The organism is Janthinobacterium sp. UMAB-60 (assembly GCF_900095235.1).
Taxonomy (GTDB): Bacteria; Pseudomonadota; Gammaproteobacteria; order Burkholderiales; family Burkholderiaceae_D; genus Janthinobacterium.
Genome location: NZ_LT607482.1, coordinates 674,483 through 699,398, shown reverse-complemented (window position 1 = coordinate 699,398; position 24,916 = coordinate 674,483). Strand labels below are relative to the sequence as shown.

Below are 24,916 nucleotides of genomic sequence, written 5' to 3'. Positions count from 1 at the left end.
ATGCCATTTCCCAAAAAAATCTTGCTGCTACATGGTGCCTTCAGTCTGGGAGGAATTGAAACCCATATTCTGCGCCTGGCAGAAGAATTGCACGGGAGAGGCATTCAAGTACATGTACTTCTTCTCACCAAAAAACATGAATCAAAACTTCTTTCCGAATTAAAAAAGTTCGCCGTCGTACAATTTGCCGCCGATATCCTGAAAAATCCTTCATCGCGATTCAGGAACAATTTGCAGTTCATGTCCGTCATGGATCCGATCGAGTCCGAACTGGCGAACATCTTGCAGGATGTGGAGTGCGTGCATGTATGCGGCGTGTGGAGCCTTGTTTTCTACATTAAACATGTCATGAGAAAATTACCACACACTAAAGTGGTCTGTGGCGTCTATCACCAGAATGAGTTTAATTTTCGATCGATTTCCCCCCTTTTCTTTCAGAAGCAATTATTCAATTTGGTGAACCAATCGATTCCCGCTGAATCCATGCTGTTTTTCAATGAAAAATCCGTTGATACCGCGGTCGATTTATATGGTGAAAAATATACCGGGAGTGACGTTTTCCCGATTGGAATCAAATTCAAGGCAGATTCAATTGATGCGGGAATCAATTTCCGCTCAAGAAAGATTATTTCAGTAGGAAGAATTACAAGTTTCAAGACTTATAATTTCAAGATGGTTGAAGCTTTTCATGAAATATTAAAGATAGATTCATCATTTGAATATCACATTTATGGTGATGGTGAACAATTTTCAGAATTAAAGCAATTCATTGCATCCCAGGGAATGGAAAAATCGGTATTCCTGCATGGTTCGCTACCGTATCAAGATTTCGAAAAAGTCATCAGTGACGCCTTTGCCTTTGTTGGCAGCGGTACAGCACTGCTCGAGGCCGCGGCCATGGGCATCCCTGCCATCATTGGCATTGAATCCGATGATCAAGGTCTCACTTATGGCCTGCTCAGCAAATTGACAGGGTATAGCTACCATGAGAAAGGACTCAATTTTCCGTTGCAGACTTTTTCGAACTGTATTGCAGATATCGCAATGGCCGATGTGGACGCCTATGCCATGATTTCAGAGCGCTCCAAAATAAGGGCCTCAGAATTTTCCATCGAAGAATTTGTTGATTTGTACCTCAACTACCTGAAAAAAAATACTCTGCTGCCCGATACAAATATCAGTATCGATATGCCCAAATACTATGCGGGAATTTTTTCCTGTTTTGCCCTGGGCATCATGGATAAGAAAAAAACGTTCAGTGCACGATATTAAAAACAAAAACAACACCAAAAATACTCGACACCAATCAAGTTTTACTTGAAATTAATTGAAAAATTACCAAGCATCAACCACACGGATATTAAATAATTTTATTGCCATTCTCAATAAAATTACTGAAAGAAAATTTTTGTGAAATATCGTCTTTTATTCACTTTTTTGACTTTGTCGAAGATATCAATTTTCATATACATCTTCCTGTTTCCCGCTGTTTTTTTTGGTGGCGGCAACGACTCGGAGTTTTATGACAGTTATGCCTTGGGCGAGGATAGCGAGATACCAAACATCTGGCCGGTTATCTTGAGGACTCTGAACGAGTATGGTTTATACTCGAGAAAAGGGGTGAGCTTTTTCCTGGCTTTTTTAGGCATACTAGTGATACCGTTATTGGTCGGCAAGCTGGCTGCCATCAAAAACAGTCCGATGCGCCAACGCGTCTTCTGGATTGCCGCCATTTTTATGGCAGCCTACCCAACATTGTTTTTTTATACTTTTGACATTTATCGCGATGTCTTCATGGTATTCCTGTTCGTGTTGGGACTGATGTCGGTAAGAAAATTCATCGTAACAGTTGATATTGCCGAGAAAATTTTGCATGCGCTGCTGATCACATTAATCAGTTATTTTCTTTATTTATTCCGTCCCTATCTTGGTTTTGGATTTTTTATTTCGTTTGTCGGATTCAATTATTTTCAGTTCAAAAAAATATCGCTGTTATTTCTGCTGGCGGCGCTTGTGGCAGCCCTTAACATCCTTTTCCTGCTTGGCCTGCTTCAACCAATTTTTGCCTACCGTGGAAATTTTGACGACATGGATGGCGGCTCGAATATTGGCATACGCTTTGATTCGATCGCAATTTTCATTCCTGATTTTATTAAGAGCTTCCTCTATCAGATATTTGGCCTCTACTTCCCCAACTACTTTGCGATTGCTGTATTCCTGATAGAAAGCTTACCTTTTATATTCATGTTTTTTTACCTTATCAAGAACCGGCGACATTCAAATGCCTTTGTCAACTATCTGATTGTCTTTTTTATTTCCTACTCAACAATTTGGTTGTTAGGCAATGACAATCTTGGAACGGCAGTGCGTTTACGGGTCTATAGCTATATTTCCGTGCTATTGGCATGCGCGATTATTTATCAGCGCAAGCTTGCCTTTCATGCTTCCGTAAAAAAATTCCGCCTCAGAAAGAAAAAGACAGGCACCGCCGTAAGTAACGCAAGCGCCTCCGGAACAGCAGGCCCCGCATCCGATACTGCCTGCCTTTCAGTCCCATTGCCATGAACGATAGTCAAATCATGAAAATCTCCATTACAGGCGCATCCGGATTCATCGGCAAATTGCTATTGAAGCAATTATCTTCCACGCAGCATGCGGTTTCCATCCTCACGAGAAAAGAGGCTGATGCCGGACCTGGCGTCAGCTGCATCAGGGGGGATCTGCTCAAAGAAGACGCGGCATTACATGCCTTCGCCGATGGTAGCGATGTCATTCTCCATTGTGCCGGAGAAATCAAAGATGAGAGTTTGATGCAGCAGTTGCATGTCGATGGCACCCGACATCTCTTGCGTGCCGTCAGCGCATCGATCAAACAACATGGCAAGCCAGTACATTGGGTGCAATTAAGCAGTGTTGGCGCCTATGGATTGGATGGCGCCGGATCACAATCGGGGCGCACGATCACCGAGGATAGCCAGGAACAGCCTGTTGGCATGTATGAAGTCACAAAGACCGCGTCCGATCAGTTGGTACGCGAGTTTGCCGCGCAAGAACCCTTGTTCAGCTACACCATCGTGCGCCCTACCATTGTCATCGGCAGCAACATGCCCAACCAGTCATTCCATGCCATGGCCCGCATGATCAAGCGAGGTGCCTTCTTCCGCATCGGACGCCGGCAGGCCATTGCCACGTATGTGCTGGTCGATGACGTTGTCCGCGCGTTACTGCAGTGCATCAGTGACCGCCGCGCACATGGGAAAGTATTTATTGTGGCAAACGATTGCCCTCTTGATCAGGTAATCGATGCCTTGGCGCTGGCCATGCAAGTCGCTGCGCCGAAACTGATACTGCCTGAAGCACCATTACGCTTGCTGGTGAAGCTGACCGCCCCGTGGTTAAAATTGCCGTTGACGACCGCTCGCATTGATGCCTTAACTCGCAAGACACATTATTCATCCTCCCTGATTGGTAGTACGCTGGGATTTTTCCCCGCCGAATCCGTGCCGCAAAGCATCCCTCAATTGATCAACGACTCATCTGATCGCTTGAAATGAATGCCAGTGTTGCACAGCATGGTGACGGTGACACAAGAGAAAAATATGGAAAGCTGGATAAAAAAATGATCAGGAAAAAAATTTGTTTTGTTTCAACCGTGCCGATTCCGCTTCTGGTTTTTATGCGTGAGCACGTGGAGAAACTATCAGAGTATTATGACATCACCCTTCTGTGCAGCGGCGACGGCCATGAACTGAAAGACATGCTGAATGACCGCGTCGTCTTTCAATCCATTGCCATCGAACGCAAAATCAAGCTGGTTGCCGATCTCCTGGCTTTACTGGCATTGCTGCGGGTATTCCGACAGAAAAAATTTGACTGCGTCCACTCCCTGATGCCCAAAGCGGGCCTGCTCGCCATGTTGGCTGCCTGGCTGACGCGGGTGCCGGTCAGAATTCATATTTTTACCGGACAGGTCTGGTTCGCCAAGTCGGGAATCGCGCGCGCCGTCCTTAAATGGATGGATCGGATTGTCGCCGCATGCGCAACCCATCTGATGGCCGACAGCCCGTCGCAAAGCGATTTCCTGGTCGCTGAAAAGGTCGTCCCACGAGCAAAAATCACCGTATTGGGGCAAGGTTCCATCAGTGGTGTCGACGTGGGACGCTTCCAATTTGACGCCGATGCACGCCGCAGGGTGCGCGCCGAACTGGGCATTGCCGCCGACGCCATCGTCTTCCTGTTCCTGGCCCGCCTGACGCGGGTAAAGGGTATCCTGAACCTGAGCAAGGCGTTTGCCGGCATAGAAGCCCAGATGCCGCGCGCGCAACTGCTGATCGTCGGTCCCGATGAGGAGCAACTGACGCCGCTGCTAGAGCAGGAATGGGCGGGATGCGCACAAAAAATTCACCGCGTGAATTACACCAATCAACCGGAACGGTATATGTCGGCAGCCGATATTTTTTGCCTGCCCAGCTATCTGGAGGGCTTCAGTTCGGCAACCATCCAGGCGGCCGGCGTAGGCTTGCCGGCGATCGTGTCACACATTTACGGCCTGACCGATGCCGTAAAGGGCGGTGTGACGGGGATCTTTCATGAAGCCGGAGACATTGCGCAGATGCAAAATGCCATGCGCCTGCTGTATGCCGATGAAAATCTGCGCCAGCAAATGGGTGCGGCGGCGCAGCGGCGCGCGTATCAAGATTTCTCACAAGAAGTGATTGTAGAGGCGATGAGAGACTACTATCAGCAAGTCATCGGTGGGCAGGAAAACCAACATGTTTAACGCAGACGACACACAAGCCACGCAGGTGGAATATTTATATAGCAGAGGTAATAGATGATTTTGGTTACCGGTGGTACCGGCTTTGTAGGCGCATCCGTTTTACGCCGGCTGGCAGAGGATGGCACCCATGCTCTACGCGCGGCGGTACGCAGATCCGACGCGACCGTCCCGTACGGCGTCGAGAAAGTCCTCGTCGATGCGCTTACCGCAAACACTGACTGGACCGCGGCACTCTCCGGCGTGACGGCGGTGGTGCATTGCGCCGCACGCGTGCACATCATGGATGACACGGCACAGCATCCACTGGACGAATTTCGGCGAGTCAATGTCCAAGGTACCTTGACTTTGGCGCGCCAGGCTGCCGCCGCTGGCGTGCAGCGCTTTATTTTTGTCAGCTCCATCAAGGTCAATGGCGAAATGACGGAGGCTGGCGCCCCCTTCACCGCCGATGACGTTCCCGCGCCCGTTGATGCCTATGGCGTGTCAAAATTGGAGGCCGAACAGGGCCTGCGCGAACTGGAAGTGCAAACGGGTATGGAAGTCGTCATCATCCGTCCCCCGCTGGTGTACGGACAGGGCGTCAAGGCGAATTTTGCCGCAATGATGCGCTGGCTGGCGCGCGGCGTTCCTTTGCCGCTGGGTGCAATCCATAATCAGCGCAGTCTGGTCGCACTGGACAATATGGTGGATTTGATGGTCACGTGCCTGCGCCACCCCAATGCCGCCGGACAAACTTTTTTGGTATCAGATGGCCAAGACACCTCCACCACCGAATTATTGCAACGCATGGCCCAGGCCATGGGCCGCCGCGCGCACCTGATTCCAGTGCCCGCGAGCATGCTGAAACTCGGCGCCAAACTGATAGGCAAGCCAGATATCGCACAACGCCTGTGCGGTTCGCTGCAGGTTGATATTGAAAAAACGCGCCGTGTTCTGGGATGGACACCGCCCCTGACGCTTGATCAGGGTTTGCAAAAAGCAGCGAAAGGAAATGTACGTGAAACGAGTGTTTGATCTCTTGCTAGTCTTGGTGGCATCTCTGCTACTCCTCATTCCGGTAGTGCTGGTTGCGCTACTGGTGCGGCTCACATCAACCGGCCCTGCCCTGTACTGGTCAGACCGCGTGGGGAGAAACAATAAAATTTTCAAAATGCCCAAGTTCCGCAGCATGCGGGTCGGTACACCGGCTGTGGCGACGCATCTGCTGACCGACGCCCAATCACACCTGACGCCGGTAGGCAACTTCTTGCGCAAGAGTAGTCTCGACGAACTGCCGCAGCTGTGGAGTATTATTCGTGGCGACATGAGCTTTGTCGGTCCCCGCCCCGCACTGTTCAATCAGCAGGATTTAATTGCATTGCGCACACAATATGGCGTCGAAAAGATCTTGCCAGGCCTGACGGGTTGGGCCCAGGTAAATGGCCGAGATGAATTGCCCATTCCAGAAAAAGTGAAACTGGATGTGCAATATATGCAGCGTCAATCCCTTCCGCTTGATGTGAAAATTATATTCCTGACATTTCTGAAGGTAATACGCCGAGATGGCATCACTCATTAATTCTCAAGACGGAGTGCATCGGCCAGAAAGTTGCACCGTCAATTTTATTGAGTTGCATATAAATATACCAAGACCTCCTAAAAAATAAATTTACGGCAACATCGTAAAATTCATCTAGCAATTATTTATCATAAAAATGAAATTATTTCTTGGACTTTCCCGCACGCAAAAGAAAATGATTGCAGCAACGCTCGATCTATTCTTTTTGCCGTTGACTTTTTTCTTCGCGATCATACTCCGTTACGATGTGGTGAATAGCGCTTTGTTGTCACAATATCTGTGGCTGATCATAGCGGCACCGCTGATATCGATTCCGATCTTTACCCGACTCGGGCTTTACCGCGCAGTGGTCCGTTTTATCGATCAGAAAATAGTCTATGTCGTCATCATTGGCGTCACTGTATCTGTGGCATTGCTGGTCGCGTTGACAGCCCTGGTGTCACATATGGAGGGATATTCGCGTGGCGTCTTCGGCATCTATTGGGTCAGTGCCATTACCTATGTGGTGGCCAGCCGCTTCCTGGCCAGAGGCATTTTGCTCAATACAAACAAAGACAATCCGGCAGTCCGGATTGCCATCTACGGCGCAGGCAAGGCCGGCACCCAACTGGCAAGCGCCTTGCGCGCCGGTCATGAATATCTGCCGGTTGCCTTCATCGATGACATGAAGGAGCTGAAGGGCGCCACGATTTCCGGCATCAAAGTCTATGCATCCGCGGATCTGCAACAAGTCATCGAGAAAAAAAATATCAGCGAAATCCTGCTGGCCATGCCATCACTCAGCAAGGGAAAGCAAAAAAACATACTCAACATCGTTGAAAACCATAAGGTAAAAGTCAAGGTTGCGCCGCCAGTGGAAAGCTTGGTGAATGGTGAATTGCGTATCCAGGACGTGCGCGACATCGAAATCGAAGACTTGCTGGGTCGTGACCAGGTCATACCGCATTTAAACCTGATCTCTGGCTGCATTACCGGCAAGTCGGTGATGGTGACCGGTGCCGGAGGGTCGATCGGTTCTGAACTGTGCCGTCAAATCATCAAGTTGCACCCCACGCGCCTGATTCTCCTGGAAATGTCCGAGTTTGCCCTGTACTCCATCAAGCAGGAACTCAAAGACATCAAACATCTTCAAGGTTCGGACGTGGAATTGGTGCCTTTCCTTGGTAGCGTGCTGGATATCGAAAAATGTAAAAGTATACTGGCTACATTCAAGGTCGAAACTCTGTACCATGCTGCCGCGTACAAGCACGTGCCTTTGGTGGAGCACAATCCGATCGACGGCGTCCGCAACAACGTATTTGGCACGCTGAGCATCGCCCAGGCCGCCATGGCCGCCGGTGTAAAAAGTTTTGTGCTGATTTCAACCGACAAGGCCGTGCGTCCGACAAATGTCATGGGTACCACCAAGCGCCTTGCCGAATTGATTTTGCAGGCGTTTGCACGCGAGCAAACAAATACCCGTTTTTGCATGGTGCGCTTTGGCAATGTATTGGGTTCGTCCGGGTCTGTCGTGCCCCTGTTTCGCAAGCAGATTGAAGCAGGTGGCCCCATCACCTTGACGCACCCCGAGATTACGCGCTATTTCATGACCATTCCGGAAGCTGCGCAGCTGGTGCTCCAGGCCGGCGGCATGGGGGAAGGTGGCGATGTCTTCGTGCTCGACATGGGCGATCCTGTCAAAATCATGGATCTGGCAGAACGCATGATTCATTTGAGCGGACTTGAAGTCAGGAGCAAAGCGGCGCCGGACGGCATTGAAATCGAACATGTCGGCTTGCGCCCAGGTGAAAAGCTGTACGAGGAATTACTTATTGGAAATAATGTAGAAGGGACGGAACATCCGCTGATCATGCGGGCTCAAGAGTCAGAAATCGCATGGTCGGAACTGCGGACGATCTTGAGCAACATGGAGCATGCCTGCACGAATTTTGAATATGAAGAACTGCGTGCCTTGTTGAAGTTGGCAGTCAAAGAATATACGCCACTCTGTGGCATCGAAGATTTCATCTGGGCTAACAGAAGCCGACTCAATGGACACGAACAGCAAACTATTGTCGAAAATCCTTTGTATAAAATAAGGTAACTATTTGCCTTTTTCGGCAAACCACTTCCAGGCACAGCCCGGCAAGCGGGTAACAGATTGCAGTGAACAGATTACTAATAAAGAAAATTATGAAACACCTTGACGAATTGCAACAAGACGATCATCAACATGTATATGTTGATGAAAACGAAACCAAACTCAGCGACTTGCTGCTACCGCTGTGGCATGCACGCAAGCTGATTATTGGCGTCACGCTCGGCGCGACCGTAATTGGAGGTGTCGGCAGTATGATTCTCTCCAAATACAAAAGCGAGGGATTTTTTCAGTTTGGCGGTGCGATACCGCTGCAAAAGAAAATCAAGGATCCCAGGGATGGCAAGGAAATCGACCCGCCAACGGGTATCGCGATCAGCGACTACAAGCGTTATGCCGCCGCGTTCCATAGTGCGGAACGCTTCGCTGAATATACGCAAGAAGATAAATTGACCAACGCTCCTGAAGTCATTAACTTACGCAAGACCTTCGCATCACGTGAAGGCATCAGCGCACGCATCGAACCTATTTACTCTTTCACAAAACTGGATGCCAAGGAATTGGGTGGGGGAAGCAAGGATAGCGACAGCAACGTAATAGGGTTGCGCATCAACTATGCCTCCGCATCGCCAGAGGGCGCCCAAAAAGCGGTTGGCCTGCTTGGTACCTATGCCATGGATACGATCGTTTACTTGATCTATTCGGATGCCTTGCGCTTCAAGCATGCGGAAATGAACACGAAGATTACCGAACTCGAAAACGACATTATCTCCAGTAATGAGAAGCAGGAACAATACAAGCGCAAAGGCAATAGTCTGAAACAAATTATCACGCGCTACCCTGACTCCGCCAATCAGGCGACACGTCAAGTGGTCACTGTGACTGAAGAAAGCGCGCGCTATTTGTCGCCAGTAGCTCAATTGATGAGTAGTGAAGTGGAGTTCGCAGAAGCCAGCGAGGCCATTCTCAAAGCCAAGCGGGAACAGCAACAGTACAAGCTGCTGCGTGAGTATTATGATCGGGTCAAAGTCTTACTCGACAGCACAAAGTCGGGCGAGACCATTTTGCGCGGCCTGGAACCCATTAAACACGCCGTCTTCAAGGACAAGAACATGGAAGACGAAGCTATCCGCCAGGTCTTCAACAAGCTCACTATCGAGAATCAATCAGCGCTCAATCTGTATCTGGACAAGAGCCGCTTCATTGCCGGTCCAAGCTTGCCGGAAAATCGTACCGAACGTCTGTCGCTGGTACTGCTGCTCAGTGCCTTGCTGGGCTTGCTGGCGGCGGGATGCTTTGTATTCGTCAGAAATTGGTTGAAGAAAAATAGTACGCAGATCGAAGGTTAATTGGTCTGTAAGCGCAGACACGGTCAGCTGCCCTGCACGTTGCGTCCCGTCGCCAGAGATGCAGCGTGCAGCCGAATGTCGCCGGGTCTCAAGGGAATCAAGCCGTCAGGAAAGTACGTCCACGCAACAAGGGCAACGTTTTCCACCCGAGTAATCGACGCCCTGTCGATCCCGGCCATACCATTGAGTGATGCTTGGATTATTTTCCGGTAAGCTGACGCGTCACCGTTGGGAGGAGACTTGCGCGTGTACATACGCATCAGGCATGCACACTCAGGAAAAATGCAGAGGCAAGCTATTTAACGCCTCCGCATGAGCCGCCATCCCGTTGGGATAGCAGCGCGTAACACGTACTACTTTAACAAACCACCCAATAACGCCGCCACCTTCTGCTTCGGCTTGGCCGCGACTGGCGCCATGCTGGCAGAAGCGGGGGCCGCTGCCTTGGCTGGCTCATACGGTTTCAGGAACCAGGGATCGGCCTTTTCGCGGCGAGCGCCAGGCCCAAAGGCGGGACGCGCACCGCGCTCGGCGGAGCGGCTGTCGCGGCTGCTGTCGCCAGCATGGCGGCTCTCTGGGGCGCGCGCGGGACGCGCCTCGCTACCTTCGGTCCGGCGCGGCGGACGGCGTTCGCTGTCGCTGCCGCGGGCAGGCGCCGGGTTGAATCCCGTCAATTCGCCGCGCTTGATGCTTTGCTTGATGAGCTTCTCGATGTCGACCAGCAAGCGCTCGTCTTTATCCGAATAAATCGAAATGGCGTCGCCCGAGGCGCCGGCGCGACCCGTGCGGCCGATGCGGTGCACATAATCTTCCGCGTTGTACGGCAAGTCGAAATTGATGACGCAAGGCAAATCGGAAATATCCAGGCCGCGCGCCGCCACGTCGGTCGCCACCAGCACATCGATCTCGCCCTTCTTGAACGCTTCCAGCGCCGCCATGCGCTCTTGCTGGCTCTTGTCGCCATGAATCGCCGTGGCGCTCATGCCTTCCTGCTCCAGCACGCGGGCCAGGCGCGAGGCGCCAATCTTGGTATTCGAGAAGACGATGACCTGCTTCAGGTCGCGCTGGCGCAGCAGATGGGCGACCAGGGCATGCTTCTGGTCTTCCGTCACCTTGTACACCACCTGCGTGACCTTGTCGGCCGTCTGGTTGCTGCGCGCCACTTCGATCGTCAGCGGATCGTTGAGGAAGGTGGCGGCCAGCTTCTTGATTTCTGGCGAGAACGTGGCCGAGAACATCAGGTTCTGGCGCTGCTTCGGCAGCAAGTTGATGATGCGCTGCAAGTCCGGCAAGAAGCCCATGTCCAGCATGCGGTCGGCTTCATCCATGACCAGCATCTGCACCTGGCTCAGACTGATGTTCTTTTGCTCGATATGGTCGAGCAAACGGCCCGGCGTGGCGATGACAATTTCCACGCCGCCGCGCAGGAGGACCGTTTGCGGCTTCATGTCCATGCCGCCGAAAACGACCGTCGAACGCAGTGGCGTGTGCTTGGCGTAGGCCTTGACGTTTTCCGCCACCTGCACCGCCAGTTCGCGCGTCGGGGTCAGAATCAGCGCGCGCACCGGGTGGCGCGCCGGCGACATGCTGCTGCTGGCATGCGCCATCAGCAACTGGATGATCGGCAAGGAAAAACCGGCCGTCTTGCCGGTGCCCGTTTGCGCGGCGCCCATCACATCGCGCCCTTGCAGCACCACGGGAATGGCTTGCTCCTGGATCGGTGTCGGACGGGTGTAGCCCTGATCGGTCAGTGCGCGCTGGATTTCAGGCGCGAGGCCAAAGTCGGCGAAAGTCAGGGTGGGGGCAGCGGATGCTGCAGGTGCAGCGGCGGGCGCCGCTTCAGGGGCAATCGCCGGGCTGGGCGTAGGAGTCGATTCGGTTTCAGACATAAATTTTCTGGTGTGCCTCCGCACTGCGGAAGCCATGCTTTCTCAATAAACAACATTTCGGGGCACAGGCAGCTCCGTCTTGCAAGCCATGGATCATCGTTCTTGCGGCACCTCCGTGCTCCGGGACATGCTGTATGGCGTATGCGGGAGCGTCGAAGAGATGTGCTGCGATGGCGGCGGAGATCGCGCCGGCGGAACATCGCGCGCAGAAGATACAATATCAGTGCTGTAAACGATACCCTAATTCACCGCAACTGTACACGGAAACCGTGATTTTTGAGCAAAAAGCGTTCCAGCAACGGCACGCCGGGATGCCGTATCATACCAACTCCTATGCCAGCTCCTATGCCAGCTCCGATGCCTGCTCCGCCGTCCCCTGCCCTCATCATGCCCACCGCGCCTTTCCCCCACGATCCGCAACCGCAAGCGCCCAGCAAGCCGGGCAATGACGAGTGTTGCCACAGCGGTTGCACCTTTTGCGTGCTGGAAATGTACCAGGAAGACCTGGCCGCCTACGAAGAGGCCCTGAGAGCGTGGCAGCAGCGCCAGCAAGCCGCTGCCGCCCCCGCCGCCCCAGGCATCAAGAAACCGCGCAAGCGCGCTTAATTTCTTACTTAATTAAAAGCTTTCCTACTCATCCGCTGGCGCCACGTCAGCAGGCGCCTTGACGGGCACGCGCGCCCCCCCCCCATGGCGGTGCTGGCAAACCTCGATCTGCGCGTTTCATTCAGCGCCATGTCAGCATCCTGCACGACCAGCATGGGCGCCGCTTCCCAGCGACGGAAATCGCTGAATTGTTTCCACAAGGAAAAATACAGCAGCAGGCGTAGGAGTCGGATGACACGAGGCAATGTTCCTAGCCTACATAAGCACGTCGGCTCATCCGATGCACGCACGCGTCCCCTGGTCCTATAGTGGATACAAGATTCAGCACAACGCTAGCAAGCCAGAAAAGCAGCGCCATCCAACAAGATCAGAAGACGAGGCCCTACCATGTACAAAGCTTATAGCAACCTGACCCCAACAACGAATAGCCACGCCGCCACCCAGCACAACTGGCAAGCCGCGCCGACAACGCCCATGATCAGCATCACGGGCGCGCAACAGAACGAATTGCTGCGCGCCTTGTCGCGCGCCGATCTGGAGCGCCTGTTTTGCCAGTTGGAACTGGTCGCTCTGCCTGCCGGCAAGCACCTGTTCGATTGCGGCGGCAAGATTGAATACACGTATTTCCCCACCAACGCCATCGTTTCCCTGCTGTATGTGATGGAAGACGGCGCCACCACCGAGATCGCCGTCATCGGCCGCGAAGGTGTCGCCGGCGTGGTGCTGTACGAAGCCGAGCGCGCCACCTGCACCGCCATCGTGCAGACGGCAGGCTACGGCTACCGCCTGAAAACGGCCTTCCTGCGTGAGGTGTTCAACGAAGGCGGCGCGCTGGCGCAATTGCTGATGCGCTACACCAGCGCCATGTTTGCGCAAATGGCACAGAATGTGGTGGGCGGCCGTCATTGCAGCATCGAACAAAAACTGTGCCGCTGGCTGTTGGACCGCCTCGACCGTTCGCTGTCGAACGAGCTGAAGGTCACGCAAGACACCATGGCCAACATGCTGGGCGTGCGCCGCGAAAGCGTCACCGTCACGGCCCGCAAGCTGCAGGACGAAGGCTTGATCCAGTACCGCCGCGGTACGGTCGAAGTGCTCGACCGCGAAGGTCTGGAAGCGGCCGCTGGCAATTGCTACAAGGCGGCGCGCGCCGGTTTCGAACAGTTTCGCAGCGGCATCAGCGCACACAACTAAGTAATCAGCGCTAATTAATCAGCGCGAGCACGCTTCGGCGTGCTTTTTTCATTCCGGCGCATGCACCAGGTTTCGCACGATGCCCCGCAGGCCGGTTTCAGCCACGCGGCGCTACGCCACACACCAGACGCGGCTCATCAGCAACGGTACTGGCGACCGGCCACCAGCCCGGCCCGGCATCGTCAAACGAGTGGTACTCGGGTGCAAAGGCTGACTGCGTCGCATCATCCTCGTTTGCACCGTTGCGTACCCCGCCAGCTGGCACGGTCCCGGTACAATATTGCCATAAACCCCACGCTGGCGCGACCCGCAACGCAGCGCGCCGGCATTACGAAAGAATAAATGGAAGACATCAATTGCGAAGGCTTGCCGCACATCCGCGTACTGGCAGGCGAAAACACCGACGGCCCCGTGTATGAAACCCTGCCAGCGCGCCAGATCGACGAGCACGTCTACGAACTGCTGGCCTCGCCCGGCCTGACCCTGAACCTGGCACGCGGCGACATCGTCAGCATCGCCGACCCGCTCGCCCCCGCCGAAGTCTTAAAGCGCGGCGGCAACTTCTGCATCCAGATCTATGCCGACGACGTGCCGCAAGAAGCAGTCGACCAGCTCGAGCGCGACGTGCAGGAGCAGCTGGACGGCACCATGGACGGCCAGTACAAGGGCAATCTCACCTTCAGCGTGCCGGGACACCACGGCATCTACAGCGTCAACGGTCCCTTCGATGCCTTCCGCACGGCGACGGGCGTGGAATGGTACTTCGCCAACATCTACGTCAACCTCGATGACGACGATGATGAAACCTTGCTCAACTGGTGGGTGGATATGTAAGCATGCCCGTGCGCCAGGCAGGGCCATGACACATGTCAATGCTCCGCTCTGGCACACATCAAGCTGCGTGCCCGCGCCTTGCGTACGCTCTCTCTATCGTCAACCACAGAGAGAAACGCTATGCCCTACATTGCGCGCGCCGACTATGCAAAACAAAAAGAAATCGTGGGAAATGGCGAGTGCGTTACCCTGGTCAGACACCTCGCTGGCGCCCGCGCCGCATCGCTTTGGCGCGAAGGAGACAAAGTGCCGGACCTGCTGGAAAAAGGCGGCATTTCGAAAGGCACGGTGATTGCCACCTTCGTCAACGGCCGCTATCAGAATCTGCGGCAGGGCAACCATGCGGCGCTGTTCATCCGCCAGGTGCCTGGCGATATTGAAATTTTCGACCAGTGGCGTAACCACAAACCTAGCGCCCGCGTGATCTACTTTGGCCGTTCGGCGGCCGGGGCATCGAATCGCCCCGAACTCTATTCGGTGGTGGAATGAAGCCGCTCGCACTGCTGGCATTGCTCATCGCTGCCGCAGCGATGCGGCCAGCTGCCGCAGCCCCCGTTGCGTCCGTTTCTTGCCCGCAAGCAGCTCCATCGACCTGGAACCTGCCAGCCGCCAGGCTCGACAGCGTGCGCGTGCTGTCCTATCCGGCGGATCAGCCGCCGACAGACGGTGAAGCCTTGCCTATCCTGGCTCCAGTCAGGGAATGGACACGCGCCGGCACCTTGTATCAACGCTGGGATATCAATTTTGATGCGCCCCAATATCTGTTTCAGGTGGACTGCCTGTATGCCGGTACCGAGCGCTACCTGCGCATGGCTTTGCCAGGCGTCAAACAGTGCGTCGCAGCCATTACACAGCGAACGAAAACAGTCAGCTTCCAGTGCAAATAGTGCGCTCGGTATCACTCATAAAGCCACTCCCCCACAGTTGCGCCAAACAGGCAAAAATCCATTCAGAAATGACTGGCAAGCAAGGTCAGCAAGCGGCAAGCGCGTTCGATGTGCGGCTGCCCTACGATTGACATATCGCAAGGTAGCGGCCCAGCACCTTGTCCATGCCCAGCTCAAGACATTCGACCACCAGCGCATGGCCGATCGACACTTCCAGGATGCCGGGAATATCCAGGAAGCGCGCCAGGTTGTGCAAATCGAGGTCGTGCCCGGCATTCACGCCCAGGCCCAGCGCCTGGGCCCGCCGCGCCGCCTGCAGATACGTTTCAAACACGGCATCGGCCTGCGTGCCGCCATAACTCTCGGCAAACCGCTCCGTGTACAGCTCGACCCGCGCCGCCCCCACTTCGCGCGCCCATTCCAGCGCCGGGTAATCGGCATCGACAAACAGGCTGACGCGGACGCCCAGGTCGTTCAATTGCGCAATGGCGGGACGCAACAACGCTGCATGCTGCTCGATGTCCCAGCCGTGATCGGACGTCAGTTGGCCCGGCATATCGGGCACCAGCGTGCATTGCGCGGGTCGCGCATCTTTCACGACCTGCAGAAATTCCGCCGCCGGATAGCCTTCCACATTCAGCTCGCGTCCCCGCTCCGCGCACAGGCGCTGCAATGGCGCAACATCGTCGTAGCGCGCATGGCGCTGGTCCGGGCGCGGGTGCAAGGTGATGCCGGCGGCGCCCAGATCGAGAAAGCGCGCGGAAAACGCGAGCAGATCCGGGAAATTACGGCCGCGCGAATTGCGCAGCAGGGCGATTTTATTGACGTTGACGGAGAGCTGGGTCATGGCGGAAATGGCGTGAGGGTGACGGGTGTGGCAGCGATTGTAGCGGATCGCCCGCTCGGGGCACGGTCAACCGAACTCGGCGCTACGTGCTACGATGCAAGACAAGTTCCTTTCAATACATACCATGACCTACCAGCTATTCCTGTTTGACCTGGACGATACCCTGCTCGATTTCCGGGCGTCCGAAAAACGCTCGTTCCTGCACACCATGCACGAACTGGGCTTGCGCGACAGCATCGACGCGCTGTTCACCCAGTATCAGGCGATCAACGTCGACCTGTGGAAACGTTTCGAGACGGGTACCGTGAGCAAGGATTTCCTGAAGGTGGAGCGTTTCCGCAAGACGTTTGCGCTGAACGGTATCGCCATCGACCCGGAACTGGCCAGCCGTTTGTATCTGGAATCGCTGCCGGACACGGTCGTGCTCATCGATGGCGCCAGGCAAGTGTGTGAAACGCTGTCGCGCATCGGCGAAGTGGGCATTATCACCAACGGCGTCGAATCCATCCAGAACCGCCGCATCGCCGCCTCCGGCCTGAGCGACTACATTTCCTTCGTCGCCACCTCCGAAGCGTGCGGCCACGCCAAGCCGGACGTACGCTTCTTCGAATACGCCGCCAACATGGCGCGCGCATTCCGCAAGGAAACAACGATCATCATCGGCGACCGCCTGGACGCCGACATCCTCGGCGCCAACCGCTACGGCATCGACAGCTGCTGGTTCAACCCGGACAGCATGGCCAATACCTCGGCCGCCATCCCAACTTGCGAAGTGGCCAGCCTGCATGACATCGTGCCGGCGCTGGACCTGATGCAAGTCAAGCTGAAACAGGCTTGATCTTCCACAAGCACACCACCTGAAATACGCTGGCAGCGGCACGAAAACAGGCCGCTACTCGCGTACCATCAGGACTCATCCATCCCGGTGCCAGCCCATGCCGCCCTTCATCGTCCTGCTCGCCATCGCGGCCTTGATCTTGTTGTTTGCCATGCTGGCCAAGCGCCAAACTGGCAAGTCGCGCAGGCCGCTGCGGCTGCAAAGCAAACCCGTCATGACGGCACGCGAACAGCAAATGTACCACCTGCTGCAGACGGCCTTGCCGGAATGCACAGTGCTGGCGCAAGTGGCATTTTCCGCGCTGGTGACGGCGAATGGATGGGCAAACAGAAACCGTTTCGACCGCAAGGTGGCCGATTTTGTGCTGTGCAGCCAGCAACTGCACGTCATCGCCGTGATCGAGCTCGACGACAGCAGCCACGCCGGCCGCGAAAGCCAGGACAAAGAGCGCGACGCCATGCTCAGGCTGGCCGGCTATGCGACCTTGCGCTATGCCAACTTCCCCACCCAGCAAGCGCTCCGCGCCGATGTCGAGCAACTGCTGCTGAAAAAAGCCTGCGTCGTATCTACCTGATCACACCATCCAAACATCAATCGCGCGTCAGCACTTCCAGCAATTCAATCTCGAAGATCAAATTGGAATGCGGCGGTATCAACCCCACCTGCCGCTCGCCATACGCCAGATGCGCCGGTACCCACAGCTTGCGCGTGCCACCGACCTGCATGCCGTGCAAACCCAGAATCCAGCCCTGAATGACCTTGTTATTGCTCAACACACAGCGAAAAGGCTCGCCCCGCTTGTGCGACGAGTCAAACTCCGTCCCATCTTCCAGCCAGCCCCGGTAATGCGCCGTGATCAGCCCGCCGCGTGCCGCCGCCTTGCCATCACCGACGACGATATCGTCAATCTTCACTTCAGCAGTCATCTCGTTTCATCCTTCATCAAAGCACCAAGCCGCGATTGTACGACAGCACGAAAAAAGCCCCGGCAGTTACCTGTCGGGGCTTGTTCTATTATTGCTAAATTCTGGTGGGCCTCCCGTGAGTCGAACACGGAGCCAATGGATTATGAGACACATGCTCGACAGAATTCACGACGCTATACTGCAGTTCAAATTGCTTTTTTCACCAGGCACTCTGTACAGCCAGTCTAAAACACGGCACCTGATCGCTTGATGAACTCTAAAAAGCTAATGCACTCAACGCGCACTTCTTGCATCTTGCAAACAGCTGGAATCTTGTAATTTGCCATGAGCTTAGGCAATCCAGCTTGTACTCGTTCATCAGACACTAAGATCGCCTGCGACGCCTTGGCAGTCGCAATGATAAACAGGTCATTCTCACCGACTCCACTGCCATACTTATCATCAAGTATGCCTAAGAGCCTCTTTATACGCATCGCATCGAGCAAAATTTCATTCGTCATGGCAATGCGATTCAAGCCACTGTCATTTAGCCATCCAGCACATTCATCCGCTGGGTGCTCAACCTCAGCAAAGGCGACAGCAGGCATCTGGATGTGCCCCTGATTAATTCCGTCGCGAATCCATGACCATAGGCCAGGAAATTGACTCACAGGATAGTTGTCCCATGCATAGATAATAGAAGAGGCATCAAAGACCAGCATAGTGCCTTTCTAACTGGTGTAGATCGGTAATTTTTAATCCATCGAGATATCGGCTAGCCTTGGCAAGAGTGATGTAGCGACCGTTTAATGCTCCCAGCACCGTGCGAACAAAAGGGTCACCGAAAATATGCTTCGGCTCTCTGTTCCTAAAAGCACGCGATCCGCCATCTTTCTGCTCAATGTGAAGCGCAGCACGCCACGCACGATACGCCACATAATTATGCCGAGGCAGACGTCCACAGTCTAATAGACGACGAAGCACGACCTCAGTACTTACACCCCAAGCTTTCCGACACCAGTCAAGCCAGTCGTCGTACTGATCTTCATCTGCTGGCCGCGTATTGTCGTTCACGCGGAGTAAGAACTCATCCGGCACAAGCACTAAACCTGCAAACAAGTTCGCATCACGTTCGTGCCCCTGATGCGAATTCATGTCCGCTTCATCATCAATGGAACTTGTTCTATGAAGCAGAAGATGCCCGAGTTCATGCATAAGGGTAAACGACTGCTGAGTCTCCCACTGAAGTTTTTTTACAACTATGACGGGACAAACTTCATCGTACAAAGTAAAGCCCAAAATAGGACTATCTTTAGCTATCTGCCACTTACCGTTATAGCCGTTACTTCGGAAAACCAAGACACCCTTGTCCTCAATAGCTGCGCGATAACTGTCAAAGTCGTTCCTGTCGCTCAACCCAAGCCATTTCCGAGCAATGGCAGCTGCGGCACGGGGGTCAGCGGCAGGAAAATCAGGAGGGACAAATACAGGCAAGTCAGGGTCATCCAACTCTTCTTTTAGTGCCAAAAATACCGCTCTCTGCTTCTCTACCCGCTCAATGAAGCCTCGAACCTTCACCGACAATTCTGGCTTCTGATTCGCAAGTGTTCTGAAAGCAGGCGTATGTACGCTCTCGGCACGTGCAGGCTCATCTTCCAAGAAGAACAACACCCCACGCCCAAAATACTCGGCAACGTTCGTCAACTGCTTGAAGGTCAGCCCCACTTCACCAAGAGCAACTTTCTCTAGTGTCGCGACAGCAATGCCAACCTCAGCAGCAAGGTCGTCCAGCGTCATGCCGTAGTCGGCACAACACCAGGTGAGTCGCTGCGAGTTGATAAATATTCGTTCCATAAGAAGGATTATACATATATGAGCAAGGGTTCTTTTTTTTGGAAGAAAATGCCACCAAACGACAGCCTAACTCAACGCGTTAAGGTAGGTAGTGAGTCGGCGTAAGAAGCCAGATGAGATGCGGAAAAATGAGCATATCGCCTAACCATTTGAGCACTTTCCCAACCGCCAAGTTCCTGCAAAACGTTCAAAGGTGTGCCGTGTTGAAGGGGTGGCAGGGTCAGGTCCGCCATTCAGACACAAAGGGGTGGCAGGGTCAGGTTCGCCATTCAGACACAAAGGGGTGGCAGGGTCAGGTTCGCCATTCAGACACAAGCCCAACCATAGCCGCATTGAACAACGATAATGACCTGTAGCGTACTCAATTGCAAATACAAGGTCGAACGGCAGGCAAAGTACACAGCACCTCCTATGCACTCCGTACCGCTATAAGATGAAATTAGTGACGAAGCCAGAACCAGCCTATCCGAACGACCAAACCTTCCGGTGATTGTCTCGCGCATAAAAAAAACCCCGGCAGTCACCCGCCGGGGCTAATTCTATTGCTGCAAATTCTGGTGGGCCTCCCGTGAGTCGAACACGGCACCAACGGATTATGAGTCCGCTGCTCTAACCAAGCATGAGCTAGAGGCCCAAGGGGGACTGCGGCGTGGCGGCGCTGTTGATGCCCGCCTCGCGCGGCCGTTTTGGAAACGGACACGCGAGGATAGGGGTATCAGGGACGTACGTCAAGCCCTATTGGCTTCTAGTTGCCTTCCAAGAAGCTTTTCAGCTTGTCGGAGCGCGATGGGTGGCGCAGCTTGCGCAGCGCCTTGGCTTCGATCTGGCGGATGCGCTCGCGCGTCACGTCAAATTGCTTGCCCACTTCTTCCAAGGTGTGATCGGTGGACATTTCGATGCCGAAACGCATGCGCAGCACTTTCGCTTCGCGTGGCGTCAGGGAATCGAGCACGTCCTTGACCACGCCGCGCATGGACGCGTGCAGCGCTGCGTCGGCCGGCGCCAGCGTGTTGTTGTCCTCGATGAAGTCGCCCAGGTGGGAATCGTCGTCGTCGCCGATCGGCGTTTCCATCGAGATTGGTTCCTTGGCGATTTTCATGATCTTGCGGATCTTGTCCTCGGGCATTTCCATCTTGATCGCCAGGGTGGCCGGATCGGGTTCCGCGCCCGTTTCCTGCAGGATCTGGCGCGAGATCCGGTTCATCTTGTTGATCGTCTCGATCATGTGCACGGGAATGCGGATCGTGCGCGCCTGGTCGGCGATCGAGCGGGTAATCGCCTGGCGGATCCACCAGGTCGCATAGGTCGAGAACTTGTAGCCGCGGCGGTACTCGAACTTGTCGACGGCCTTCATCAGGCCGATATTGCCTTCCTGGATCAGATCGAGGAATTGCAAGCCGCGGTTCGTGTATTTCTTGGCGATCGAAATCACCAGGCGCAAGTTGGCCTCCGTCATTTCGCGCTTGGCCTTGCGCGCCTTCATTTCACCGGCCGCCATCTGGCGGTTGATGTTGCGCAAGTCCGGCAGCGGCAAGACGACGCGCGCCTGCAGGTCGATCAGGCGCTGCTGCAGTTCCTTGACGGTCGGAATGTTGCGGCCCAGGATGGCGCTGTACGCGTGTCCTGCGTTGACTTCACCATCGACCCAGTCCAGGTTGGTTTCATTGCCGGGGAAAACCTTGATGAAGTGGGCGCGCGGCATGCCGCAGCGGTTCACGGCCACGTCGAGGATCTGCTTCTCGATATGGCGCACCTCGTCGACCTGGCCGCGCAGGGTGTCGCACAACTTTTCCACCACCTTGGCCGTGAAGCGGATGCCCAGCAACTCTTGCGAAATGGCTTCCTGCGCCTTGGCGTAGGGTTTCGAGTTGTAGCCTTCCTTTTCGAAAGCGCGGCGCATCTTGTCGAACTGCTGCGAAATGACGGCAAATTTTTCCAGCGCCGTGCGTTTCAGGGTTTCCAGTTGCTCGGCGGAGAAGCCGGCTGCGCCGGAAGCGTTCGCCTCTTCCTCTTCTTCGACTTCCTCTTCTTCCGCTTCGCCTTCTTCCTCGTCTTCTTCGACGGGAGCGGCCACGACAGGAGCGGCGGCGACCGGTTCGCTTTCATCGACGAGGCCGTCGACGATTTCGTCGATCTTGATCTCTTCGTTGGCGATGCGGTCGGCAGCGGCGATGATTTCGGCGATCGTCACGGGGCAGGCGGAAATGGCCTGGATCATGTCTTTCAAGCCATCTTCGATGCGCTTGGCAATCTCGATCTCGCCTTCACGCGTCAGCAGCTCGACCGAGCCCATTTCGCGCATGTACATGCGCACGGGGTCGGTGGTGCGGCCAAAGTCGGAATCGACGGTCGACAATGCGGCCTCGGCCGCCGCTTCCGCCTCGTCGTCGCTGGTGACGACGGCAACGTTATCGGACAGCAACAACGTTTCCGCATCAGGCGCGTGTTCGTAGACGGCGATGCCCATGTCATTGAAGGTACCGATGATGCCTTCGATGGCTTCCGGATCGACGATGTTTTCGGGCAAGTGATCGTTGATTTCCGCGTAGGTCAGGAAACCGCGTTCCTTGCCGAACTTGATCAGGGTCTTGAGTTTCTGGCGCCGGCGCTCGAGTTCTTCCTCGCTCGCTTCCGTGTCGGACGAGAAAGCGTCTTTCAGCAGCGCGCGTTCCTTCGCCTTGCGGTCCTTGGCCTTGGCCTTGTCGACGGCCTTCAGTTCGGCCCGCTCGACGGCGTTCAGGGCGGCGACTTCATCATTTTCTGGCTGGAATTCTTTTGGCTTGCGGCCGCGGCGGCCTGGCACTTTTACCGACGGCAAGACATACCCGGACGTATCGATGGCCGCCAGGGTGGCAGCGTCGGTGGTCTGGCTGACCACGGGCGCGCTGGTGACGCGCGCTTCTGGCCGGTCGAGCGCCTTTTCGGCTTTCGTGGTAACTTTAGTGGGCTTTACAGCCGCTTTGGATTCGGGTTTCTTGATTGGCACAGGCGCTTTCGATTACACAACGACTTGCTTTACGGTGGATTAGGATAAAGTTTGCTGCCAGTTCCCTGTCTACCTGCGGGAACCACCATCTTCGAACCTGCCGACAACGCAAATCCGACACTGTTACGTTACTTACACCTCATCGGCCACGATCCGCGGGAAGCGCAGCAATTCCTGTCCACCGGCTGTTGCCAGCCGCCTCGGCAAAAATTCCTGCATCGACCGCGTTGGGAGCGAGAGCCTGGCGCGGCTTGCCAGCGTCTGCGAGCCTTGCCCGCAACGCTGAAAACGCCAGTTGGCCCTGGCTGCCGACACGATCCACCGCGCCGATCAAGAGCCTAACTTACTGAAAACAAATACTATTTACGAAACAGAACTAGCTTGCCAAAGCACACAATACTTAGCATTTAATTATAGCACGCGAAAAATGTTTTTCCAGTGCGCGCCATACCCTCAGAGCAAGATTAGCGATTCACCAACTCGGCATCGCGCTCACGCTCCAACTCGCCTTGCTCCTGCGTGATTTCGCGGTAGCGTACACCAATTTTCTCCGATGGCAAACCCGACGCAAACAATTGCTGCAATTCCGCCTTCAAGGCATTCAATTTGATCTCGCGGATGGTGCTCACCAGCCACGACAATTCGCTGTCGTAATCGGATTCCGTGCCGGCCGCGATCTCGCCGATGATCTCGTCGTATTCGCTGCCCAGCTCCTTCAACTGCTGCGCCAGCGCGGCAAAACTGCCGTGTTCGCCCAGCGCCTGGCCCACGGCCACCAGCTGCCCCAGGCTGTGGGCTGCATCCGGCCCCAGGTGCTGGAAAGCGGTCAGAGCCGCTTCGTCGATGCGCAGGCTCAGGGGCGGATGCGCCACCAGCATGCGCATGATCTTCAATTCCAGGCCCACGGGCACGGGGCGGCCCGATTTCGGCGGCGCGCGGCGCGCCACGGCAACGGGTTTCGCCAGCTCGAACAGGGCTTCGATCTCGGCCGGCGTAGACTGCGTCAGCTGCGCCAGCCCACGCACGATCTGCAGGCGCAAGGACGACGGCGCCATCAGCTGCAGCAGGGGCTTGGCGTCGAACTGCACGCGGGCGCGCCCTTCCGGTTCCGACAGATCATGCTCGCCCGACACTTCTTTCAGCAAGAATTGCGACAGCGGCATGGCTTCATGCACTTGCTGTTCAAAACCTTCGGTGCCGAATTCGCGGATATAGCTGTCCGGATCGTGTTCCGACGGCAAGAACAGGAATTTGATGGTCTTGTTGTCCGACACGTGGGCCAGGCTCGCCTCCAGCGCGCGGCGCGCGGCGCGGCGGCCGGCCTTGTCGCCGTCGAAGCTGAAAATCACGTTATCGGTCTGGCGCAGCAGTTTTTGCACATGGGTGGGCGTGCACGCCGTGCCCAGGGTCGCCACCGCCTGCGGGAAACCCATCTGCGCCAGCGCCACCACGTCCATATAACCTTCCGTCACCAGCACATAGCCGGCATCGCGGATGGCCTGACGCGCCTCGAACAGCCCATATAGTTCGAAACCCTTGGAAAACAAGGGGGTTTCCGGCGAGTTCAGGTATTTCGGTTCACCATGGTCGAGCACGCGGCCGCCAAAGGCGATGACCTGGCCCTTGGTATTTCGAATCGGAAACATGATGCGCTCGCGGAAACGGTCGTAGCGCTTGCGGTTATTACCCTCTTCATCGACCTTGTCGATCACGAGACCGGCCTCGGCCAAGGCCGTCACGTCGTAATCGGGGAAGACGGAACGCAGATTATCCCAGCCGCCGGGCGCAAAACCCATGCCGAAGCGAGCGGCCACTTCGCCCGTCAAGCCCCGGTTCTTCAGGTAGGCGATGGCTTCCGGTGCGTGGCGCAGCTGGCCACGGTAGTAATCGCAGGCCTGCGTCATGGCGTCGGACAGGGCCATGCTTTGCGCCTGGATCTGCGCGCGCTGTGCCGGCGGGATCTTGTCATCCGCTTCCGGCACGACCATGCCCACGTTCTGCGCCAGGTCCTTGACGGCATCGACAAAGCCCATGCCCGAGTACTCGATCAGGAAGCCGATCGAGGTGCCATGCGCGCCACAGCCGAAGCAGTGATAGAACTGCTTGGTGGGGCTGACGGTAAAGCTCGGCGATTTTTCACTGTGGAACGGGCACAAGCCCATGAAATTGGCCCCACCTTTTTTCAGTTGCACATAGCGGCCCACGACATCGACGATATCGACGCGGTTGAGCAAATCGGAAATGAAGGATTGAGGTATCACTGGCTAGGGCGGGTCTTGTTATAGGTCAGACTATACTACCGCACGTGGCCT

22 protein-coding genes and 1 tRNA gene are annotated in these 24,916 nt (G+C 55.2%); 15 read left to right on the top strand and 8 right to left on the bottom strand.

The features are described from left to right. The 8 genes from K0F86_RS03170 to K0F86_RS03135 all read left to right on the top strand — a co-directional run bounded on the left by K0F86_RS03170 (position 1) and on the right by K0F86_RS03135 (position 9,764). On the top strand, positions 1-1,272 hold the full coding sequence (locus K0F86_RS03170; protein ID WP_219132879.1) for a glycosyltransferase: 1,272 nt from the start codon (positions 1-3) through the stop codon (positions 1,270-1,272). Positions 1,273-1,410: 138 nt separating this feature from the next. Then, a complete protein-coding gene (locus K0F86_RS03165; RefSeq protein ID WP_219132878.1) occupies positions 1,411-2,565 on the top strand; it encodes a hypothetical protein in 1,155 nt (384 codons plus the stop codon). 14 nt (positions 2,566-2,579) lie between these two features. Then, entirely contained in the window at positions 2,580-3,554 is a 975-nt protein-coding gene (locus K0F86_RS03160; protein WP_219132877.1) for an NAD(P)-dependent oxidoreductase, read from the top strand. Continuing rightward, positions 3,551-4,780 (top strand): glycosyltransferase, encoded by a 1,230-nt coding sequence (locus K0F86_RS03155; RefSeq protein WP_257571959.1) that lies wholly within the window; start codon positions 3,551-3,553, stop codon positions 4,778-4,780. Before K0F86_RS03160 ends, K0F86_RS03155 begins: the two co-directional genes overlap by 4 nt. A 54-nt stretch (positions 4,781-4,834) precedes the next feature. Next, on the top strand, positions 4,835-5,794 hold the full coding sequence (locus K0F86_RS03150; protein ID WP_219132876.1) for an SDR family oxidoreductase: 960 nt from the start codon (positions 4,835-4,837) through the stop codon (positions 5,792-5,794). Beyond that, entirely contained in the window at positions 5,778-6,338 is a 561-nt protein-coding gene (locus K0F86_RS03145; RefSeq protein WP_219132875.1) for a sugar transferase, read from the top strand. Before K0F86_RS03150 ends, K0F86_RS03145 begins: the two co-directional genes overlap by 17 nt. 136 nt (positions 6,339-6,474) lie before the next feature. Then, positions 6,475-8,421, top strand: coding sequence for a nucleoside-diphosphate sugar epimerase/dehydratase (locus K0F86_RS03140; protein ID WP_219132874.1), 1,947 nt, complete (start codon positions 6,475-6,477; stop codon positions 8,419-8,421). A gap of 89 nt (positions 8,422-8,510) precedes the next feature. Next, on the top strand, positions 8,511-9,764 hold the full coding sequence (locus tag K0F86_RS03135; protein WP_219132873.1) for a lipopolysaccharide biosynthesis protein: 1,254 nt from the start codon (positions 8,511-8,513) through the stop codon (positions 9,762-9,764). A gap of 353 nt (positions 9,765-10,117) precedes the next feature. On the opposite strand, the gene K0F86_RS03130 is transcribed toward K0F86_RS03135, so the two are convergent. Further along, positions 10,118-11,653 carry a DEAD/DEAH box helicase gene (locus K0F86_RS03130; protein WP_219132872.1) on the bottom strand — a complete coding sequence of 512 codons (1,536 nt, stop codon included), beginning with the start codon at positions 11,651-11,653 and terminating at the stop codon, positions 10,118-10,120. 387 nt (positions 11,654-12,040) lie between these two features. On the opposite strand from K0F86_RS03130, the gene K0F86_RS03125 reads away from it, so the two are divergent. The 5 genes from K0F86_RS03125 (at position 12,041) to K0F86_RS03105 (ending at position 15,174) form a co-directional block, all read left to right on the top strand. Then, positions 12,041-12,259 (top strand): oxidoreductase-like domain-containing protein, encoded by a 219-nt coding sequence (locus K0F86_RS03125; RefSeq protein WP_219132871.1) that lies wholly within the window; start codon positions 12,041-12,043, stop codon positions 12,257-12,259. A gap of 474 nt (positions 12,260-12,733) precedes the next feature. Then, the gene (locus tag K0F86_RS03120) at positions 12,734-13,453 is read left to right on the top strand and encodes a Crp/Fnr family transcriptional regulator (protein ID WP_035828139.1); all 720 of its coding nucleotides are present in this window, start codon (positions 12,734-12,736) and stop codon (positions 13,451-13,453) included. Between the two features lie 342 nt (positions 13,454-13,795). Beyond that, positions 13,796-14,287, top strand: coding sequence for a DUF4265 domain-containing protein (locus K0F86_RS03115; protein WP_219132870.1), 492 nt, complete (start codon positions 13,796-13,798; stop codon positions 14,285-14,287). A 120-nt stretch (positions 14,288-14,407) separates the two neighbouring features. After that, positions 14,408-14,776, top strand: coding sequence for a BPSL0067 family protein (locus K0F86_RS03110; RefSeq protein ID WP_219132869.1), 369 nt, complete (start codon positions 14,408-14,410; stop codon positions 14,774-14,776). Beyond that, complete coding sequence (locus K0F86_RS03105) at positions 14,773-15,174, top strand: STY0301 family protein (protein ID WP_219132868.1); 402 nt, start codon at positions 14,773-14,775, stop codon at positions 15,172-15,174. Before K0F86_RS03110 ends, K0F86_RS03105 begins: the two co-directional genes overlap by 4 nt. 121 nt (positions 15,175-15,295) lie before the next feature. Here K0F86_RS03105 and K0F86_RS03100 read toward each other — a convergent pair whose 3' ends face one another. After that, positions 15,296-16,021, bottom strand: coding sequence for a pyridoxine 5'-phosphate synthase (locus K0F86_RS03100; protein WP_219132867.1), 726 nt, complete (start codon positions 16,019-16,021; stop codon positions 15,296-15,298). Between the two features lie 124 nt (positions 16,022-16,145). Between K0F86_RS03100 and K0F86_RS03095 the strand changes: the two genes are divergently transcribed. Together K0F86_RS03095 and K0F86_RS03090 are read left to right on the top strand one after the other, a co-directional pair. After that, positions 16,146-16,859 (top strand): YjjG family noncanonical pyrimidine nucleotidase, encoded by a 714-nt coding sequence (locus K0F86_RS03095; RefSeq protein WP_219132866.1) that lies wholly within the window; start codon positions 16,146-16,148, stop codon positions 16,857-16,859. Positions 16,860-16,956: 97 nt separating this feature from the next. After that, positions 16,957-17,433 carry a DUF2726 domain-containing protein gene (locus tag K0F86_RS03090; RefSeq protein ID WP_257571958.1) on the top strand — a complete coding sequence of 159 codons (477 nt, stop codon included), beginning with the start codon at positions 16,957-16,959 and terminating at the stop codon, positions 17,431-17,433. Between the two features lie 16 nt (positions 17,434-17,449). Here the strand turns inward: K0F86_RS03090 and K0F86_RS03085 are convergent, their stop codons facing one another. The 6 genes from K0F86_RS03085 to dnaG form a co-directional block, all read right to left on the bottom strand. After that, complete coding sequence (locus tag K0F86_RS03085) at positions 17,450-17,785, bottom strand: FKBP-type peptidyl-prolyl cis-trans isomerase (RefSeq protein WP_219132865.1); 336 nt, start codon at positions 17,783-17,785, stop codon at positions 17,450-17,452. 224 nt (positions 17,786-18,009) lie between these two features. After that, positions 18,010-18,486, bottom strand: a complete 477-nt coding sequence (locus K0F86_RS03080) for a DUF4411 family protein (protein WP_215406266.1) — start codon at positions 18,484-18,486, stop codon at positions 18,010-18,012. Beyond that, positions 18,473-19,618, bottom strand: coding sequence for an ImmA/IrrE family metallo-endopeptidase (locus K0F86_RS03075; protein ID WP_219132864.1), 1,146 nt, complete (start codon positions 19,616-19,618; stop codon positions 18,473-18,475). The genes K0F86_RS03080 and K0F86_RS03075 overlap by 14 nt, the downstream gene beginning before the upstream one ends. 555 nt (positions 19,619-20,173) lie before the next feature. Further along, a tRNA-Ile gene (locus tag K0F86_RS03070) sits at positions 20,174-20,252 on the bottom strand. Positions 20,253-20,363: 111 nt separating this feature from the next. Then, positions 20,364-22,604 (bottom strand): RNA polymerase sigma factor RpoD, encoded by a 2,241-nt coding sequence (gene rpoD / locus K0F86_RS03065; protein WP_219132863.1) that lies wholly within the window; start codon positions 22,602-22,604, stop codon positions 20,364-20,366. 464 nt (positions 22,605-23,068) lie between these two features. After that, positions 23,069-24,865, bottom strand: coding sequence for a DNA primase (gene dnaG, locus K0F86_RS03060; RefSeq protein ID WP_096237713.1), 1,797 nt, complete (start codon positions 24,863-24,865; stop codon positions 23,069-23,071). Positions 24,866-24,916 lie beyond the last annotated feature (51 nt).

Excerpts from the sequence above, each read along its gene's own strand:
- K0F86_RS03170 (WP_219132879.1), top strand. The coding sequence starts at position 1 with ATGCCATTTCCCAAAAAAATCTTGCTGCTACATGGTGCCTTCAGTCTG.
- K0F86_RS03160 (WP_219132877.1), top strand. The coding sequence starts at position 2,580 with ATGAAAATCTCCATTACAGGCGCATCCGGATTCATCGGCAAATTGCTA.
- K0F86_RS03155 (WP_257571959.1), top strand. The coding sequence starts at position 3,551 with ATGAATGCCAGTGTTGCACAGCATGGTGACGGTGACACAAGAGAAAAA.
- K0F86_RS03150 (WP_219132876.1), top strand. The coding sequence starts at position 4,835 with ATGATTTTGGTTACCGGTGGTACCGGCTTTGTAGGCGCATCCGTTTTA.
- K0F86_RS03140 (WP_219132874.1), top strand. The coding sequence starts at position 6,475 with ATGAAATTATTTCTTGGACTTTCCCGCACGCAAAAGAAAATGATTGCA.
- K0F86_RS03135 (WP_219132873.1), top strand. The coding sequence starts at position 8,511 with ATGAAACACCTTGACGAATTGCAACAAGACGATCATCAACATGTATAT.
- K0F86_RS03130 (WP_219132872.1), bottom strand. The coding sequence starts at position 11,653 with ATGTCTGAAACCGAATCGACTCCTACGCCCAGCCCGGCGATTGCCCCT.
- K0F86_RS03125 (WP_219132871.1), top strand. The coding sequence starts at position 12,041 with ATGCCCACCGCGCCTTTCCCCCACGATCCGCAACCGCAAGCGCCCAGC.
- K0F86_RS03120 (WP_035828139.1), top strand. The coding sequence starts at position 12,734 with ATGATCAGCATCACGGGCGCGCAACAGAACGAATTGCTGCGCGCCTTG.
- K0F86_RS03115 (WP_219132870.1), top strand. The coding sequence starts at position 13,796 with ATGGAAGACATCAATTGCGAAGGCTTGCCGCACATCCGCGTACTGGCA.
- K0F86_RS03110 (WP_219132869.1), top strand. The coding sequence starts at position 14,408 with ATGCCCTACATTGCGCGCGCCGACTATGCAAAACAAAAAGAAATCGTG.
- K0F86_RS03105 (WP_219132868.1), top strand. The coding sequence starts at position 14,773 with ATGAAGCCGCTCGCACTGCTGGCATTGCTCATCGCTGCCGCAGCGATG.
- K0F86_RS03100 (WP_219132867.1), bottom strand. The coding sequence starts at position 16,021 with ATGACCCAGCTCTCCGTCAACGTCAATAAAATCGCCCTGCTGCGCAAT.
- K0F86_RS03095 (WP_219132866.1), top strand. The coding sequence starts at position 16,146 with ATGACCTACCAGCTATTCCTGTTTGACCTGGACGATACCCTGCTCGAT.
- K0F86_RS03090 (WP_257571958.1), top strand. The coding sequence starts at position 16,957 with ATGCCGCCCTTCATCGTCCTGCTCGCCATCGCGGCCTTGATCTTGTTG.
- K0F86_RS03085 (WP_219132865.1), bottom strand. The coding sequence starts at position 17,785 with ATGACTGCTGAAGTGAAGATTGACGATATCGTCGTCGGTGATGGCAAG.
- K0F86_RS03080 (WP_215406266.1), bottom strand. The coding sequence starts at position 18,486 with ATGCTGGTCTTTGATGCCTCTTCTATTATCTATGCATGGGACAACTAT.
- K0F86_RS03075 (WP_219132864.1), bottom strand. The coding sequence starts at position 19,618 with ATGGAACGAATATTTATCAACTCGCAGCGACTCACCTGGTGTTGTGCC.